This is a genomic window from Rhodobacteraceae bacterium S2214, assembly GCA_025141675.1.
Lineage (GTDB): Bacteria > Pseudomonadota > Alphaproteobacteria > Rhodobacterales > Rhodobacteraceae > Yoonia.
Genome location: CP081161.1, coordinates 683,969 through 696,238 on the forward strand (window position 1 = coordinate 683,969; position 12,270 = coordinate 696,238).

At 56.6% G+C, this 12,270-nt stretch carries 15 protein-coding genes and 1 pseudogene; 5 read left to right on the top strand and 11 right to left on the bottom strand.

The features are described from left to right. Positions 1-28: 28 nt before the first annotated feature. Both K3729_03295 and smpB read right to left on the bottom strand, forming a co-directional pair. Positions 29-322, bottom strand: coding sequence for a hypothetical protein (locus K3729_03295; protein ID UWQ99838.1), 294 nt, complete (start codon positions 320-322; stop codon positions 29-31). A gap of 95 nt (positions 323-417) precedes the next feature. Continuing rightward, on the bottom strand, positions 418-900 hold the full coding sequence (gene smpB, locus K3729_03300; protein ID UWR00921.1) for an SsrA-binding protein SmpB: 483 nt from the start codon (positions 898-900) through the stop codon (positions 418-420). A gap of 89 nt (positions 901-989) precedes the next feature. Here smpB and K3729_03305 point away from each other — a divergent pair, with 89 nt between their 5' ends. Together K3729_03305 and K3729_03310 are read left to right on the top strand one after the other, a co-directional pair. Then, positions 990-1,433 (top strand): two pore domain potassium channel family protein, encoded by a 444-nt coding sequence (locus K3729_03305; GenBank protein UWQ99839.1) that lies wholly within the window; start codon positions 990-992, stop codon positions 1,431-1,433. After that, complete coding sequence (locus K3729_03310; GenBank protein UWQ99840.1) at positions 1,430-2,620, top strand: winged helix DNA-binding domain-containing protein; 1,191 nt, start codon at positions 1,430-1,432, stop codon at positions 2,618-2,620. Before K3729_03305 ends, K3729_03310 begins: the two co-directional genes overlap by 4 nt. A 94-nt stretch (positions 2,621-2,714) precedes the next feature. Here the strand turns inward: K3729_03310 and K3729_03315 are convergent, their stop codons facing one another. The 3 genes from K3729_03315 to dapA form a co-directional block, all read right to left on the bottom strand. Then, on the bottom strand, positions 2,715-3,047 hold the full coding sequence (locus tag K3729_03315) for a hypothetical protein (protein ID UWQ99841.1): 333 nt from the start codon (positions 3,045-3,047) through the stop codon (positions 2,715-2,717). Between the two features lie 69 nt (positions 3,048-3,116). After that, positions 3,117-3,449: a hypothetical protein gene (locus tag K3729_03320; GenBank protein UWQ99842.1), complete on the bottom strand. Its 333-nt coding sequence runs from the start codon at positions 3,447-3,449 to the stop codon at positions 3,117-3,119. Between the two features lie 418 nt (positions 3,450-3,867). Continuing rightward, complete coding sequence (gene dapA / locus K3729_03325) at positions 3,868-4,740, bottom strand: 4-hydroxy-tetrahydrodipicolinate synthase (protein ID UWQ99843.1); 873 nt, start codon at positions 4,738-4,740, stop codon at positions 3,868-3,870. A gap of 74 nt (positions 4,741-4,814) precedes the next feature. Between dapA and K3729_03330 the strand changes: the two are divergent. Further along, a pseudogene (locus K3729_03330) lies at positions 4,815-6,967 on the top strand (lytic transglycosylase domain-containing protein). On the opposite strand, the gene K3729_03335 reads toward K3729_03330, so the two are convergent. Together K3729_03335 and mnmD are read right to left on the bottom strand one after the other, a co-directional pair. Further along, entirely contained in the window at positions 6,964-7,836 is an 873-nt protein-coding gene (locus K3729_03335; GenBank protein UWQ99844.1) for a DMT family transporter, read from the bottom strand. The pseudogene K3729_03330 and the gene K3729_03335 sit on opposite strands and share 4 nt — an antisense overlap. Then, a complete protein-coding gene (gene mnmD, locus K3729_03340; GenBank protein ID UWQ99845.1) occupies positions 7,836-8,525 on the bottom strand; it encodes a tRNA (5-methylaminomethyl-2-thiouridine)(34)-methyltransferase MnmD in 690 nt (229 codons plus the stop codon). The genes K3729_03335 and mnmD overlap by 1 nt, the downstream gene beginning before the upstream one ends. Before the next feature lie 65 nt (positions 8,526-8,590). On the opposite strand from mnmD, the gene K3729_03345 reads away from it, so the two are divergent. Next, positions 8,591-9,631, top strand: a complete 1,041-nt coding sequence (locus K3729_03345; GenBank protein UWQ99846.1) for an FAD-binding oxidoreductase — start codon at positions 8,591-8,593, stop codon at positions 9,629-9,631. On the opposite strand, the gene K3729_03350 is transcribed toward K3729_03345, so the two are convergent. Further along, complete coding sequence (locus tag K3729_03350; protein UWQ99847.1) at positions 9,628-10,422, bottom strand: acyl dehydratase; 795 nt, start codon at positions 10,420-10,422, stop codon at positions 9,628-9,630. The two genes, K3729_03345 and K3729_03350, sit on opposite strands and share 4 nt — an antisense overlap. A 34-nt stretch (positions 10,423-10,456) precedes the next feature. Here K3729_03350 and K3729_03355 point away from each other — a divergent pair, with 34 nt between their 5' ends. Continuing rightward, entirely contained in the window at positions 10,457-10,852 is a 396-nt protein-coding gene (locus K3729_03355) for a VOC family protein (GenBank protein UWQ99848.1), read from the top strand. Here K3729_03355 and K3729_03360 read toward each other — a convergent pair. From K3729_03360 to K3729_03370, 3 genes are all read right to left on the bottom strand, one after another. After that, the gene (locus tag K3729_03360; GenBank protein UWQ99849.1) at positions 10,849-11,379 is read right to left on the bottom strand and encodes an NAD(P)H-dependent oxidoreductase; all 531 of its coding nucleotides are present in this window, start codon (positions 11,377-11,379) and stop codon (positions 10,849-10,851) included. The genes K3729_03355 and K3729_03360 overlap by 4 nt on opposite strands. A gap of 177 nt (positions 11,380-11,556) precedes the next feature. Next, a complete protein-coding gene (locus K3729_03365; GenBank protein ID UWR00922.1) occupies positions 11,557-11,925 on the bottom strand; it encodes a Lin0512 family protein in 369 nt (122 codons plus the stop codon). Continuing rightward, positions 11,922-12,266: a Lin0512 family protein gene (locus K3729_03370; GenBank protein ID UWQ99850.1), complete on the bottom strand. Its 345-nt coding sequence runs from the start codon at positions 12,264-12,266 to the stop codon at positions 11,922-11,924. Before K3729_03370 ends, K3729_03365 begins: the two co-directional genes overlap by 4 nt. Positions 12,267-12,270: the final 4 nt, after the last annotated feature.

A 12,270-nucleotide genomic window follows, 5' to 3' on the forward strand; every position in this document is an offset into this window, starting at 1 on the left:
GACGCCCGAATTCGAAAGCGGTTAAAGATTAACCAGCCATTTTGTTTTTGATCATACCAACAACGGCAGTCAGGATCGCGCCACCGGCACCACCACCAACGGCAGACCCGATGATGTCGCCAAGACCGCCACCTGGTGCCGCCGCTTCGCCAGCAACCGCCGCGCCGCCTGTCAGCATGCCAAGGATCTGACCGCCGCCAAGGCCACCGATCAGACCAACGATAGAGTTCATTGTTGTGCCCATAGAGGCAGATTTAACGCCTGCGCCTGCAGCGTTACCGCCAACTGCACCCGCGATAAGCTGTGTAATAAGTGTTTCCATAGTCCCCGGTCCTTTATCTATTGCGCGTATTGCACAATTTATGGACGGAACGTTAACACGGATTTGGAATAACGCCAGATGGGAGAATGTATGCGTTATTCCCCGTGCCGCAAAAGACGTTGCTTCTGACGGCCCCAGTCGCGTTTTGCTTCGGTGGCCCGCTTGTCGTGGTTCTTTTTACCCTTTGCGGTGGCGATCTTGAGCTTCACCATGCCTTTGTCGTTGAAATACATCACCAGCGGGACAAGCGTCATGCCCTCGCGGTTGGTGGCATTCGACATCTTGATCAGCTCGCGCCGTTTGCACAGCAGCTTGCGCTTGCGCCGTACTTCATGCGGGAACATCGCGGCCTCGTAAGGGGCGATATAGGCGTTGGTCAGCCACAATTCGTCATCTTCAACCGACGCATAGCTTTCGGCAATATTCGACTGGCCGATCCGAAGGGATTTCACCTCGGATCCGGTAAGAATGATCCCAACTTCAAGGTCTTCCTCGATTGCATAATCGTATCGGGCACGCCGATTTTCGGCGATGACTTTGTAATTGGTCTTTTCTTTGGGTTTCTTGTTCTTTGCCATGGTCGCATTGAGATAGGCGATAGGGTGTTGTTCTACAAGGCCAGTCTGGGCAGAGTGTTGATTGACGTTGACCTTAAGGCGGACCACCAATGTTCCTACAAATCTTCATCGGCAGCTTGCTTTTGCTGGTGTCCATCGGTGTCGCCAGTCTTGGGTATTGGATTATGGAAACCTTGTTGGGGCGTGCCAGAGAATGGTTGGGCCGTCCGCCACACCGACTAAAGATGTTTATGGTGTTGGCTGCCGTATCGACTTGGATTCTCGGGCAGATCACCATCGGCGTTTGGCTCTGGGCCCTGACATTTTTGGGTCTTGGTATTTTCGAGACATTGGAACCGTCCGTCTATTTCGCTCTGGTTGCGTTCACGACGTTGGGCTTTGGTGACATCCTCTTGCCGACGGAATGGCGGATTCTTGGCGGCATGGCCGCGGCCAACGGGCTGTTGAATTTCGGGCTGCTGACCGCTGTCTTGATCGAAGGAATGCGTTTCGCCCGTGTGCAGCAGCGCAATGAGCGGGAGAAGAAGTTGTGACCGTAGCCGTTATCCCAAATGCAAAGGCCCGCCATATCTTTTTAGCGAAGCACGGGCTGGTCACAGCCCCAGTTGGCGTTGGAAAAGGGGCGGATTTGCAAGAGGTCGTGAACGATCTGGGGTTTGTTCAGCTCGATTCCGTCAACACGTTCGCACGGGCCCACGACCTGATCATGTGGTCGCGCAGGCAACAATATCGACCGACGCATCTGTCAAACCTGCTTACCAAAGATCGTGGTGTGTTCGAACATTGGACCCACGATGCGTCCGCGATTTCGATGGATCATTTCGTGCACTGGCGGCTCAAATTCGCCCGCGACGCGGCGTGGCTTGAAAGTCGCTGGAAAGAATGGCGGCGCGACGACTTTACCAAGAAAATCGACGAAGTTTTGCGCCACATCGACGGAAATGGCTGTTGTACCTCGGGCGACGTTGGGACGGACGAAGAACGCGGCAAAGGTGGCTGGTGGGATTGGCATCCATCAAAAACCGCATTGGAATATCTGTGGCGGTCAGGGCAGGTATCGGTGGTACGCCGCGAAAACTTCACCAAGATTTACGACCTGACGGAACGGGTTATCCCGCCCGAGCATTTGAATGCCCGCTTGGCGGAAAAAGATACGGTCGATTGGGCCTGTGGATTTGCTTTGGATAAGCTTGGATTTGCCACATCCGGTGAAATTGCAGCGTTCTTTGCGCTGGTGACACCGGTTGAGGCGCGGGCGTGGTGTAAGGCTGCGTTGGCAGATGGCCGTGTGATCGAGGTGGATGTCGCCGGTGTCGACGGCAAGCTGCGTCGCAGTTTCGCGCGGCCCGATGTACATGACCTAAACCTTCCCGACCTGTCCCAACGCGTGCGGATCATGTCGCCGTTTGATCCTGCTTTGCGTGACCGGAAACGGGCAGAGCGATTGTTCGGCTTTCACTACCGCATCGAAATCTTCGTGCCCGCGCCAAAGCGCCAATACGGGTATTACGTCTTTCCAGTCATGGAAGGTGATCAGCTGATCGGTCGGATCGACATGAAACGCCAAGGGACGACGCTTGTCGTGACCGCGTTCTGGCCGGAACCATCGGTGCGTATGGGGGCTGGTCGGATCAAGCGGCTTCAGTCTGAAATCGGACGTGCGGCGCGATTTGGTGGCTGTGACGACGTGGCATACGCCGAAGATTGGTTGCGGGGATAAATACAAAAACACCGCCTGCTGGGGATGCGGACGGTGTTTTGTGGGTAGAAGGTCTGGATCGGCCCGGGGACGAAGGCCGATCCAGAATGTCGCCTTAGCGACGGTCGTAGTCTTTTGTCAGCACTTCTGAACCGTTGACGTTCAGTACTGCGAGGATGTCGCTGTTTGCGCCGAGACCCAGGTCAACTTTGACGTTTGTGTTCACGCCGCCACGGATTTCTTCAGAACCGAGCAGTGCGCCACGTACACCGTTTGAGTAGTCATAGATTTCAACTGTGCCAGCGCCGTCAGCTTGTACGAAGTCCAGCTGCAATTGGTCAGTCTGTTCAAATGTCTCACCGAATGGGAAGGCGTTGTATGCAGATGCTGTAGTTGCAGTAGCAGCGATAGTTGCGGCGGCGAGTACGATTGTTTTCAGGTTAGTCATTTTCATATTCCTTTGATGTGTGTGTGACCGAATGGTCGTTATCTGTTGTGAGTGGTGGAAAAGGCGTGATTAGCGACGGTCGTAGTCTTTTGTCAGCACTTCTGAACCGTTGACGTTCAGTACTGCGAGGATGTCGCTGTTTGCGCCGAGACCCAGGTCAACTTTGACGTTTGTGTTCACGCCGCCACGGATTTCTTCAGAACCGAGCAGTGCGCCACGTACACCGTTTGAGTAGTCGTAGATTTCAACTGTGCCAGCGCCGTCAGCTTGTACGAAGTCCAGCTGCAATTGGTCAGTCTGTTCAAATGTCTCACCGAATGGGAAGGCGTTGTACGCAGATGCTGTAGTTGCTGTTGCTGCGATTGTAGCTGCTGCGAGTACGATTGTTTTCAGGTTAGTCATGATCGTGTTCCTTTAATGTGTGTGACCGGGAGGTGGTCGGTTATTTGTTTGAAGCGACAGTAGCTTGCCGCGTTTCGATGAGATGAAGATGGGATCAAAAACGGGGTTCGGGAAGGGGACACCCTGTCACGAAAAAGAGAACGCATTTGATGCTCTGATCCCCTTGATTTTGTTTTTGGCGACCATTTGGCGAGTTCCGTGCAACCCTGCACAACGGCCGTTTCCAAGCCGCACAGAACAGGCCATTTTCGCGCTTTTTGCGGGTAGAATTATTTCAATTCCAAACAGCAATGATCACGAAAAAAAACCCCGCTCCAGAATGTGAAGCGGGGTTGTTTCAATGTCGTCGCTGGCGCGTGATTGTTTGTTGCGCGATTGCTTCAACGGCTCGCGTGGCCGTGAGCAATTGAAGGCGAATCTAGTCGATCAGACCGGCGAATTGCATCGCGGATTTAACCTTCGCTTTGGTTTCGTTCGTCAAACCAACCAAAGGTAGGCGCACTTCGTCGCTGCATAGGCCCAAAAGGGACATGCCATACTTTGCGCCGACCAAACCGGGCTCTGTGAAGATGGCTTCGTGCAGGGGCATCAACCGATCCAGCAATTCTAGCGCCTTTGGATAGTCGCCAGCCAGCGTCGCCTGCTGGAATTCGGCGCAAAGTGCGGGTGCGACGTTCGCCGTGACCGAAATACAGCCCACACCGCCATGCGCGTTGAAGCCGAGCGCAGTTGCGTCTTCGCCGGACAATTGGACGAAGTCTATGCCACATGTCATGCGCGTGCGCGGGACACGTGCCAAATCGCCGGTCGCGTCTTTAACGCCGATGATCATGTCGTGCTTGGCAAGCTCGCCCATCGTCGCTGGTGTGATGTCCACAACCGACCGACCGGGGATGTTGTATAGGACAATCGGCAAACCGCAGTCAGCTGCAGCTGTGAAATGTGCGATCAGACCCGCTTGGGTCGGCTTGTTATAGTATGGGCTGACAACCAGCGCGGCCGCAGCCCCTGCTTCTTTCGCAGCTTTCACAAGGCGCACAGTTTCAATCGTGTTGTTTGAACCTGCACCGGCGATAACCGGAATGCGGCCGTCTGCTGCTTCGACCACGATCCGTACAACATCATCGTGTTCTGCGTGGGTCAGTGTCGGGCTTTCGCCGGTGGTACCAACAGGGACCAAACCGTTGCTGCCCTGATCAATATGCCAATCGACCAGCTTTTTGAGCGCATCACGATCCACCTGGCCGTTCGTAAACGGCGTGACGAGCGCGGGAAGAGACCCTGTGATCATGACGCATTTCCTTATGTGCGAGGGGCAGATTCGCCCCATTTGAAGTCGCGCGGAACCTAGACAGCTTTCCGCCGATGAACAAGTTCAGCATTGTGTATTAGCCTAAGACACTTACTTTGATGATACACCTCTCCAAAGGCCTTTGTTCATGCGTTTGATCCTATCTGCTCTTGCTATCGCCATCGGCGCAACGGCGACCGTCGCACAAGACAGCGACGCGGCCTTGGTGGCTGCGATCCAATTGGCAGATGATGGTGACTATCAAGCCGCCTTTGAAAGCGTCGATGACGCCGTGTCGCGGGATGTCCTGACGTGGATGCAATTGCGTGACGGTAACGGATCGTTCGATGACTACCGCACTTTCCTAGACAATCATCCGGATTGGCCCGGACAAACGCGACTATATACAAGAGCAGAGCGCGCGATTGAAAAAGGTGGCGATGCCGCCGACATCATCGCGTGGTTCGGTGACCGGACGCCGGAAACGGGCATAGGGGCAGTGCGCCTTGCCGAAGCGTTGATTGTGCAGGGTGATCCTGACGCGGCAGAAGACGTGATCATCGCGGCGTGGCTGAACCTGCGATTATTGGCTGAGGATCAAACCGCCATTCTCGATGGTTTCGCGGACGTAGTCGCACCCCATCACGTCGAACGTGCCGACAATCTGTTGTGGCGCTGGCTGACCGATGAAGCGGCGCGCATGATACCTTTGTTGGATGATGATCAGGCCGCACTTGTCGCGGCGCGGATCGCCTACATTCGTGAACGTGGGATCAATGACGCCATCGCCGCCGTGCCTGCTGCGTTGCGGACAAACGCCGGATTGGCCTATGACCGTTACAACTGGCTTGCCAGCGATGGCGAGCGGACAGAGGCGATCGCGATCCTGAAAGGTCGATCAACGTCGGAAGATGCGTTAGGCGAACCATTCCGGTGGTCAAGTTGGCGCCGTGTTCTGGCGCGTTGGGAAATGCGCGAAGGCCGTATTCAAAGCGCCTATGATCTCGCGTCCAACCATTTCCTAACCGAAGGCAGTTCTTACGCCGATCTGGAATGGCTGTCGGGCTACATTGCACTGCGCTATTTCGATGATGCGACCTTGGCGTTGTCTCATTTTGACGCAATGGTAGCTGCCGTCGATACGCCGATCTCGCTCGGACGTGCGGGATACTGGCGCGGGCGTGCCTATCAGGCGCTGGGTGATGCAAATGCAGCGGCGCTTGCTTATGCCGAAGCGTCGGATCATCAAACCAGCTTCTACGGATTGCTCGCGGGCGAACAATTGGGCATGGCTCTTGATCCTGCTTTGACGGGGCGGGCGGATGCGCAGGATTGGCAAGGCGCTGATGTTTTAGAGAATGAACTCGTGATTGCCGCCCTTGCATTGCTTGAGGCGGGCGAACGAGGGCTGGCCACGCAGTTCTTCGCGCAACTCGGCCGACAGCTGGACGCGGATGATACGGGGCGTTTGGCGGCTCTGATGGAAGAGATGGACCATTCATATTACGCAGTCTTGCTTGGCAAAGCGGCAGCGGCGCGGGGGATCATTGTGCCATCCGCTTATTTCCCGATGCACGGCGTCGCCGACATGGACTTGCCGGTTGAACCCGCATTGTCCTTGGCGATTGCGCGGCGTGAAAGCGAATTCAACGCAGGTGCAGGCAGCCCCGTGGGGGCGCTGGGCCTGATGCAATTGATGCCCGCGACGGCACAAGAAGTCGCAGGGTTCTTGGATCTTCCCTATTCCAAGGCGCGATTAACGTCCGATTGGACCTACAACGCCCAGCTTGGATCAAAGTATCTGTCTGTGCTGCAAGACCAGTTCGGCTTTTCACCTGTCCAGATCGCAGCCGGTTACAATGCAGGCCCCAGCAGGCCGTGGTCATGGATGGACCAGCGCGGCGATCCACGGATCGGTGAAGCGGATGTGGTGGATTGGATCGAACACATCCCGTTCCGCGAAACGCGCAATTACGTCATGCGGGTCACTGAATCGATCCCTGTCTATCGTGCGCGTCTGACCGGACAGACAGGCCCCATCGCGTTTACGGCTTTGTTGGTCGGGGACAAGCCATTGGTGCGACCGCAAATCCGACCGGTGCCGCAGCCCGTTGAAGAACCGCTCAGCGTTTCAACGTCTGACGCACCAGCTATCGCGGCACCCGCCCCCGTTCCAACACCAAATGGCGTACCGGGGATCAGACCAATATCGCGTCCGGGCAACTAGGTCTTGGCAGCTTGCCTTGCCCGCCAAACGGTAAACAGCCCCGACGCGATGACAAGACCCGCGCCCACTGCCACGTGAAGCTCTAACACTTCGCTAAAAACAATGATCCCAATCGTGCTGGCAAAGACCAATTGCAGGTAGGCGAAGGGCTGCACAGCACTGGCCTCGGCCACTTCATAGCATTTGATCAGCAGGAAATGCCCAAGCGCGCCAGTGATACACAGTGCTGACATCCACGCCCAATCAGGGGCGGTCATCGGTTCCCACGATGAAATGCCGATGGCGGTCAGCAAAACTGCCCCGACCGTGCCTGTCCAAAAGAAGCTGGTGGCGGCGGTGTCTTTCCGCGCCGCATAACGGGTCAGCAGCGAATAAAGCGCAAACATCAGAGCGGCGATCAACGGAACAATCGCGGCAGGAGCAAAGACGGTGATACCCGGTTGTAGAATGATCAACACACCGATGAAGCCCACACCAATCGCGGCCCATCTGCGCCACCCGACAGCTTCACCCAAGATCGGACCGGACAGGGCGGCAACGATCAGTGGGTAGCTTGCGAAAATCGCGTGGCTTTCGACAAGGCCCAACAGGACAAACCCCGTGACCATCACGCAAATCTCGGCACCCAGCAAAAGGCCACGAAATATCTGCAACGCGGGCTGCTTGGTCGCCGCTGCTGCCTTGATCGACCCGGCTTGGCGGCGGGCGATGGCGATGACGAAGGCGGCAAAGAACCAATAGCGGATCATCACAATCATCAGGACGTTGTATTCGCCCGCCAAATGGCGCGAAATCCCGTCTTGCAGGGCAAAGACGAATGTCGTCCCGATCATGTACAGAATACCAAGGCGCGTATTATTGGACTGCATCAGATGTCTTTCACAGCACGGGTCATATGACGTTTGCGGCCGAAGCCCGGTGTACGCGTGACGGTCAACCCAGCCTCTTCCAGCGCCCGCCTGACATGGCCCGCCGCAGAATATGTGGCGATGGTACCTTGCGGGGCGGTGTGATCGGCGACGGATTGCATGACGTCTGCCCCCCACATCTCGGGGTTTTTGGCGGGCGAAAATCCGTCAAGAAACCAGGCGTCGGCCTGCGCGTTCCACGCGGGCAGGGTTTCGCGGACGTCGCCAGTGATCACTTCTAGCGTTACGCCCGGCGCGTAAATCGCGGGGCCTTCCATCGCGCCATCCCAAATCGACAATAACTGCGGTGCGAGATCACCCAATTCGGGAAATGGGGCATGGGCGGTGCAGGCTACGTCGGCTGTCAGCGGAAACCCTTCGAAACTTGTGAAATGGAACGTGCCTTTGCGGCCTGTGTCGATCCACGCCTGAACAGTCGTCAGGAAATTCAGCCCTGTCCCAAATCCCAACTCTGCAATGTGAATATGCCCACCAAACCGCGCAGGCAGATCGTTGCCATCCAAGAACACATGCCGCGTTTCCGCCAAACCGTTATCCAGCGAATAATACGGGTCATCAAACTGGGTCGAAACAGGCACGTCCCCCAGTTCGGTTTTGCGCCAAGATAGGTCAGTTGTCTGGTCGCGCATGGGGTTTTGCCTTACGTGTCGCATGTGTCTTGGGGTTAAGGCATCTTTGCGGGGATAATACGACGATGGCAATCGCAGATGTGACGATCATGGGGGCAGGGGTGTTTGGCCTTTCGGTCGGATATGCCTGTGCGGTGCGCGGTGCAGCGGTGCAGATCATTGATCCCAACGGTGTGGCGTCAGGGGCCAGCGGTGGTCTGGTTGGCGCATTGGCCCCGCATGTGCCGGAAAACTGGAACAGTAAGAAAGCGTTTCAATTCGAAAGCCTGATGATGGCTGAAAAGTTCTGGACCGAAGTGCAGGCATTGACCGGACAGGACGTCGGTTACGCACGCTCGGGGCGTTTGCAGCCATTGGCGGATGATGCCGCTGTGGATTTGGCACGTAAGCGGGCCGTCTCAGCAGCAGAACTGTGGGAAGGTCGGGCGATCTGGGGCGTGGTTCCTGCGGATACACTCGGGGCATGGATCCCGCCGTCGCCATCCGGTTTTGTCGTGCGCGATACGTTGTCCGGTTTGATCCATCCGCGACGGGCGACCAAAGCGTTGGCCGCAGCAATCCTAAAACTTGGCGGGCGGATCGAAACTAACGGCAAGGCCGAGGGCAAGGTCGTATGGGCCACAGGCTGGCAAGGGTTGGTCGACATGACAAACCGTCATACGCGCCAGATCGGTAACGGCGTGAAGGGCCAAGCGCTGTTGTTGCAACACGCAGCAATCGGCGCACCGCAATTGTTTGCCGACGCCTTGCATATCGTGCCGCATGCGGACGGCACGGTCGCGGTCGGGTCCACGTCCGAGCGTGAGTTTGATGATCCAACCGCCGTGGATGCGCAACTGGATGACATCCACGCCCGCGCCATCGCGGCGTTCCCTGTGCTATCAGGCGCACCGGTGATTGAACGCTGGGCGGGGGTCCGCCCGCGCAGCCGCAGTCGTGCGCCGATGTTGGGGCGTCATCCGTTCGACGGCGGTGCTTTTGTAGCCAATGGCGGGTTCAAGATCGGCTTTGGTATGGCGCCATTGGTCGGACAGGTCATGGCCGATCTGATCCTAGACGGCGTCGACCGCATTCCTGATGCGTTTCAGGCGGATCAGAACCTTTAGGCGGTGATTTGACCGCTTGTGCACAACCGACCATCGCCGCCACGCACCCAAAACTGGCCGTCATTGGCGCAAAGCGTGGCTGTTTCCCCCAAGATCAATGGGGACGATCCGCGATAGCTGAAATCGGTGAAACCGCCGCGCAGTTTGACGGCTAGCTGCATCATCAGATGCGCCAACAATGGGCCATGCACAACAAGACCGGCGTAACCTTCGGCATCGCGTGCATAGTCAGCGTCGTAGTGAATGCGGTGGCCGTTGAATGTCAGGGCGGAATACCGAAACAACTGGGTCGACGTGAATGCGAGCGGTTCGGAATGCGCCGCAACCTTCGGCGCAGGTGTTGGGTCGGCTGGCTGCGCGTCTTGCGGGCGATACACCAGTTCCTGCCATTCCGTCACGGCCAAGGCGTGACGCTGTTTGATGTCGTGACGGACGCGGACAAATGCCAACGGGCCTGAACGCCCGTCTTTGCGCGTCACGGCTTCCACGGTGCTGACTTTTTCGGCCTTGATGCCTGCCTTCAACGGTTGATGTTGCACAATCCGACCCGCGGCCCACATGCGGCGCGGCAATCCGAGGTCAGGGATAAACCCGCCCGTCGCAGGGTGGCCATCGGGGCCAAGCGCGTCAGGCGTCTGGGCATCCCAAAAATAGATATGATGGGCAAATGGCGGCAAGGCATCACCGCTTTGGATCGACGGTGTTTGTCCAAGCGTAGCTTCCAAGGCCGCGGCCCGCGCCGGATCAAGCGTGTCGGTGATGGATTGCGTTTGATGGGTTTTCGACTGCATGATGTGGCCTAACCCGAATGGAAGGAGGGTGCAAATGCCCGCAGTCACGTCGCTTGATCATCTGGTTTTGACCGTCGCGGACGTTGATCGCAGCATCGCATTCTACACGCGGATTTTGGGTATGACGGCAGAAGCATTCCAACCTGCCGATGGGTCAACGCGCTGGGCGCTGAAGTTCGGGGATCAGAAGATCAACCTGCATCCAGCAGTTTCGCCATTCGCGCCCCATGCCATGACTCCGACGACGGGCAGTGCGGACCTGTGTTTTCTTAGCGAAACCCAGCTTTCGGTGTGGCACGCCCATTTCGATAAACGTGAGATCAAGGTTCTCGAAGGCCCCATCGCACGCACAGGCGCTGCGGGGCCAATCGTTTCTTTGTATATCAATGACCCCGACGGAAACCTGATCGAGATATCGAACCGCGCTTAAATTGCAGCTTTCAACCGATCCATCAAATCGTTGAGCGCTTTGAGGTTCACTTCGTTTTTCAGCAAACCGCCTTCGTCGAATTGTTCGTAGTTTGCGCCAACAAGAACCTCTGGCCCAAGGATCAGTTTTGGCCGGAATGGCGCAAGGACTGAGACAAGGTGTGTTTGTGTCCGCTCACCGCCAGATCGACCGGCTGTGGCCGACATGATAGCAACGGGTTTGTCTGCCCACGGCGCGCCTTCTGTCCGGCTGACCCAGTCAAACGCATTCTTCAACACGCCGGGGATATTTTTGTTGTACTCGGGTGTCGAAATGATCACCGCGTCTGCCTGTGCAATCTGATCGGTCAGTGTCTGGACGGCAGCAGGAATGCCTTCATTTTCTTCGAGATCACCATCGTAAAGCGGAACCCGCAGGTCAGCTTCGATAAACGTATCTGCGCCGAATACTTGTGCTGCGTGGCGCACGAGCATGGTGTTAGTGGATTTTGCGCGTAAAGCGCCTGATATGCCAAGAAGCGTAGTCATGTGTTCATCCTTCGTAATCTGTTGCTAAAGGACTTAATCTGACTGCCGGGTTTTCCAACTGAAAAGGCTGTGCAGTGACGCGACCTGATTGAGCGCAGATGCGCACACGATTGTTTGCAGGGCCATCCGGCCCTGCGATTATGCCTCGCAAAGGAGATTGGGGGCCAAAAGACGCGGTTAGGCGTCGCTTTGCTGCCAGTTGTCTTTTTGACTGGGCAAAAACGCCTCGATTGCCGCTGTTGCGATTACTACCGTGTCACCGGTTTCTGCGTTCGCTACGTTCTGTCCGCCTTTGATTGCCGTGACCGCGGCGCGTCCACGCGGCAGCATCTCTGCGAGTGCTTCAGTGTCCAGTTTGTCTGGTTCCTGCACGCCAACCGTGACCTGAACCCGCATCGTGTCGGTTTGCAGGTCTATGCTTTGAAACAAGGGTAGGGTCGAATGGCGAAACGCGTCTTCAATCGCGCGTTTGGCCGCCTTTTGGTAATCCATGCCGTGCAGATCGTTGCCCATACCCATTTCGATGATAACGCGCTGGTCCATTATGTCCGCTCCATCATAAACGACACATTGATCGCGGCGTTGGCGATGACTGTTGGTTTGCCGTCAGGGCGCGGCACATCAAGCCCGCCATGGTGTACCGTCACACTGGGTTGTCCGTAAGGAAAGATATCGAGTAACGCATCGGTATCGACTTGATCCGGATTCTGCACCGCAATTTCTACGTCAATGATCATGGCTTCTTTCGGGAACCCAAAGAGTTCGGCCATGTTGATGGAATTATGCCATAGCGCGTCTTGCAGCGCCCGTTTGGCCGCTTGGGTATAATCCTGACGGCGGAGCGACGTGCCCATGCCAAATTCGGTGAGGACGCGGTGTTTTGGCATCGGG

What these genes read in the sequence shown, in the direction of transcription:
- smpB (UWR00921.1), bottom strand. Translation starts at nt 900, where the DNA reads ATGGCAAAGAACAAGAAACCCAAAGAAAAGACCAATTACAAAGTCATC.
- K3729_03335 (UWQ99844.1), bottom strand. Translation starts at nt 7,836, where the DNA reads ATGCAGTCCAATAATACGCGCCTTGGTATTCTGTACATGATCGGGACG.
- K3729_03355 (UWQ99848.1), top strand. Translation starts at nt 10,457, where the DNA reads ATGCCCGCAGTCACGTCGCTTGATCATCTGGTTTTGACCGTCGCGGAC.
- K3729_03350 (UWQ99847.1), bottom strand. Translation starts at nt 10,422, where the DNA reads ATGCAGTCGAAAACCCATCAAACGCAATCCATCACCGACACGCTTGAT.
- K3729_03345 (UWQ99846.1), top strand. Translation starts at nt 8,591, where the DNA reads ATGGCAATCGCAGATGTGACGATCATGGGGGCAGGGGTGTTTGGCCTT.
- K3729_03305 (UWQ99839.1), top strand. Translation starts at nt 990, where the DNA reads ATGTTCCTACAAATCTTCATCGGCAGCTTGCTTTTGCTGGTGTCCATC.
- K3729_03315 (UWQ99841.1), bottom strand. Translation starts at nt 3,047, where the DNA reads ATGACTAACCTGAAAACAATCGTACTCGCCGCCGCAACTATCGCTGCT.
- K3729_03370 (UWQ99850.1), bottom strand. Translation starts at nt 12,266, where the DNA reads ATGCCAAAACACCGCGTCCTCACCGAATTTGGCATGGGCACGTCGCTC.
- mnmD (UWQ99845.1), bottom strand. Translation starts at nt 8,525, where the DNA reads ATGCGCGACCAGACAACTGACCTATCTTGGCGCAAAACCGAACTGGGG.
- K3729_03360 (UWQ99849.1), bottom strand. Translation starts at nt 11,379, where the DNA reads ATGACTACGCTTCTTGGCATATCAGGCGCTTTACGCGCAAAATCCACT.
- K3729_03295 (UWQ99838.1), bottom strand. Translation starts at nt 322, where the DNA reads ATGGAAACACTTATTACACAGCTTATCGCGGGTGCAGTTGGCGGTAAC.
- dapA (UWQ99843.1), bottom strand. Translation starts at nt 4,740, where the DNA reads ATGATCACAGGGTCTCTTCCCGCGCTCGTCACGCCGTTTACGAACGGC.
- K3729_03320 (UWQ99842.1), bottom strand. Translation starts at nt 3,449, where the DNA reads ATGACTAACCTGAAAACAATCGTACTCGCAGCAGCTACAATCGCAGCA.